This window comes from Lutibacter sp. (genome assembly GCF_040883305.1).
Taxonomy (GTDB): domain Bacteria; phylum Bacteroidota; class Bacteroidia; order Flavobacteriales; family Flavobacteriaceae; genus Lutibacter.
This window is the reverse complement of record NZ_JBFLKT010000305.1, coordinates 1-3,361: the sequence shown is the minus strand read 5'-3', so window position 1 is coordinate 3,361 and position 3,361 is coordinate 1. Positions and strand designations below refer to the sequence as shown.

The window sequence follows — 3,361 nt, the reverse complement described above, 5'->3', positions numbered from 1 at the left end:
GATTGTAAATCTAAACAGACCTTCGAATAAATATGTCAAAAAAATGTAAAAGAAGTGTTAACTGTTTCTAAAAGTCGTAAAAATGTATGTTATTTACAATTAATTATGAAATTAAGTAACAGTTATATGTTGAAATCCTTTGTCTATTTTGCATTCGTGCTATGTTTAATATCTTGTGAAAACGACCCGAATGATGTCTTTTCTGAAGTTGTTAAAGTTTCTTTTAGAGATGTTGGACATCATTTATTAGTGTCCAACCAAGATACTACATCATTGGTAAAACCTGTTCTTACAATTAATAATGAAAAATTTAAATTAGCGTTTGAAAATGAACTTGAGATCCATCCAGATAGTTTGGTGAATTATATCAAGAACAGTTTTCAAAAGTCAGAATTACCAGAATATTATCTTGTTGAAGTTTTACAATGCAGCAATAATGAAGTGGCATATAGTTACGAAGTTAAAAAGCAAGTAGAAAAAGGAATTATTCCGTGTGCAGGAAGAATACTGAAAAAAGGTTGCTATTTTATTACCGTACGTTTTACAAAAATGCCTAAAACAACGCACATTAATCGGAACCTTTTATACTTACTTATTCTTGGGGTTTTAACGCTTTTAGCAGTTGTTATTTTTAAAAAGAAGTCAAAGGTGAATTTTTTGAAAGATGAGAGTGATTTTGCCTCTATTGGGCGGTTTAAATTTTATCCAGAGCAAAATAAATTAGTTAAAGAAGCCATAGAAATAAGCCTTTCTAAAAAAGAATGTGAGTTATTAGCCATTTTTATTGCAAAACCCAACCAGATAATTAAACGTGACGAATTAACCAAAAAAGTTTGGGAAGATAATGGTGTATTTGTAGGCAGAAGCTTGGATACTTATATATCTAAACTTCGCAAAAAGCTAAAAGAAGATACTTCCGTAAAACTAACAAATGTGCACGGAATTGGATATAAGTTAGAGATTGAGTAACTGAATGTGATGTTTATACTAGCAAATTATGAGCAATATGAGTATTTTACACACACTATATATTTTATTAAAGCAACGCTACAAACATTATTTTATGGATTTTGAAGTTAAAGTATTTACAAAAAGGATATTTCCAATTTTATCATAACCTTCAAATAATTCAATATTATTTTCAGTTTTTAGCATACCTTCATGAAAACCAATTAAAGTTAAATCTGCATCAGCAGAGTATTCATTAATTAAATCTAATCTACTTTTATTTTCATCAATAGGCAATACTCTAATATTATTTGCTGAAATTGGTAAACGGCCAGAAGAAGTTAATTCAATTAAATTTTGTTCTTCTTGAGCAATATTTTCTTTTGCAAAGGTTGCAAATATTTTAATTTGTCCTTTTTTCCAATCTGGATGCCCTAAAATAATATATGATAATAGAATCATTAAATTTGCATTTTCATAATCTACTTTACGTATCCAGATATGAATATCTTTTTTATAACCAAACCCTTTATCTGAAGAGGCTAAGATGCATAAATCATATTGTGCACTTTTTAAAACGCTAAAATTATCAATAATGGTTTTTAACCATTCCGTTTCTCCTTTTTTATATTCAAAAAGCATCATATTATTTGGTTGCCCAGAGATGCCAGGTTGCTGTATTGCTTGAATAATTGCTGAAGTGTTTGAGGGGGAAATTAAAGTTTCAATAAAAACATTGTTATCATTTGTAGCTGCGGATTTAATTAATTTCTCAAGTTTTAATTGAGCATCTTTTTTAGTTTCTCTAGAGAAATACTCTTTTTCAAAATGGATATAAGTTCCAAAACCGTATCTATATGAGATCCATTTCATCATTTCCATAGCTCCAAAACGTTCAAAACTATCTTTTGAAAGACATAATACTGCTGGTCTCCATGCTTCTGCAGTTTTTTCTTTTTCAGTTTTTTGAAGAAATACTTGAATGGTTCTACTAATTTGGTAAATAACACCTTGAAAAATTGTAGCCATTCCTTTTTTATTATCACTTTTTAGGGTAATATAAAAATATAAAATAACCATTAATGCAATTGCTGAAAGCGCATAAGGTGTGTTAATCTTAAACATTAAATAAATACTCATAACAGCACCTAAAAGAGATAGATACCATTTAGATTTAAAAGAAGGTCGATACGAAGGGTCTGCAGCAAAATGTTGCATAAATGAAATTAAACAAAGTGAACCATAGGTTACCATAAAGAACATAGAAATAATTTCAGCAACTGCGTTAACATCGCCCATTAACACAAAAACTAAAGCGATTCCACTAGTTAAAATAGTTGCATTTCTTGGTTCGTTATTTTTAGTAGTTCCTTTTGCAACCCATATATTTAAAAATTTATTTGGAAAAACATTATCTCCTCCAATTGCTTGTAATGTTCGAGGAGCAACCATAAAAGAACCCAATGCAGATGAAATAGTTGCTGCCGCCAAACCAATAGGTATAATTGGTCCCCAAATAGCAATTTTACTCATTATTAATTGATCATTTATTAAGTCGTCTGGACTTGCAGAAGATGTTAATTTTAAAGCTATAAAAACATATAAAATCATTCCTACAAATGTTGCAGCAAGTGTTCCCAAAGGAATAGATTTTTTTGGTTCGCGTAAATCACCTGATAAACCAACACCGGCTGTTATTCCTGTAAATGCAGGGAAAATAATAGCGAAAACAAAAAAGAAACCTTTTTCTGATGTTACATTTTTGAATAAAAGAGAACTATCAAAAACTTCACCAAAAGGTGTTGAACCAGAAAAGAAAAGTATTAATGAAATTGCAAGAATTGTAACAACTACATACAAGGCTTTTATTCCTAAATCCGCGCCTTTAGTAACCATTAACCAAATTAAGAGCAATAGGGCAGGAATACTAAATAACCGATTATCATACAGTTCATATCCAAATTCAGATGCAACCCAAGGTTTAATAGCTTCAAAAGCTTCGGCAAATGCAATTACGTAAAAAGCTACGCTAATTGCTTGTGAAAGAAATAAAGTTATACCAATTGCGGCTCCAATATTTAACCCAAAAGATCTAGATATTATAAAGTATTCACCTCCACCTTCAACTTTCTGATTTGTAGCAATTTCAGCCAAAGCCATTGCAGTTGGTATCGTAACCATATGACCTATTAAAATAATAAATAAGGCACCAATAAAACCCACTGAACCAACAGCAAATCCAAAACGTAAAAACATTACTGCTCCAAGTATTGTTGAAATTGCAGTTAAAAAAACAGGCAATGTACCAAAATTAGATTTCGAAGAAATTAACGTTTTATTCATAATAAAATAGGTACTAATTAAAACATATTAGTAAGATAGCTAAAAAAGTCAATTATTATATACTAAAAGT

Annotated in this window: 2 protein-coding genes; one reads left to right on the top strand and one right to left on the bottom strand. The window is 29.8% G+C overall.

Going from position 1 to position 3,361, the window contains the following annotated elements; translation table 11 throughout:
- Positions 1-105: 105 nt before the first annotated feature.
- On the top strand, positions 106-969 hold the full coding sequence (locus tag AB1Z17_RS09780) for a winged helix-turn-helix domain-containing protein (RefSeq protein ID WP_368051620.1): 864 nt from the start codon (positions 106-108) through the stop codon (positions 967-969).
- A gap of 87 nt (positions 970-1,056) precedes the next feature.
- Here the strand turns inward: AB1Z17_RS09780 and AB1Z17_RS09775 are convergent, their stop codons facing one another.
- Positions 1,057-3,291 carry a hypothetical protein gene (locus AB1Z17_RS09775; RefSeq protein WP_368051619.1) on the bottom strand — a complete coding sequence of 745 codons (2,235 nt, stop codon included), beginning with the start codon at positions 3,289-3,291 and terminating at the stop codon, positions 1,057-1,059.
- Between the last annotated feature and the right edge of the window lie 70 nt (positions 3,292-3,361).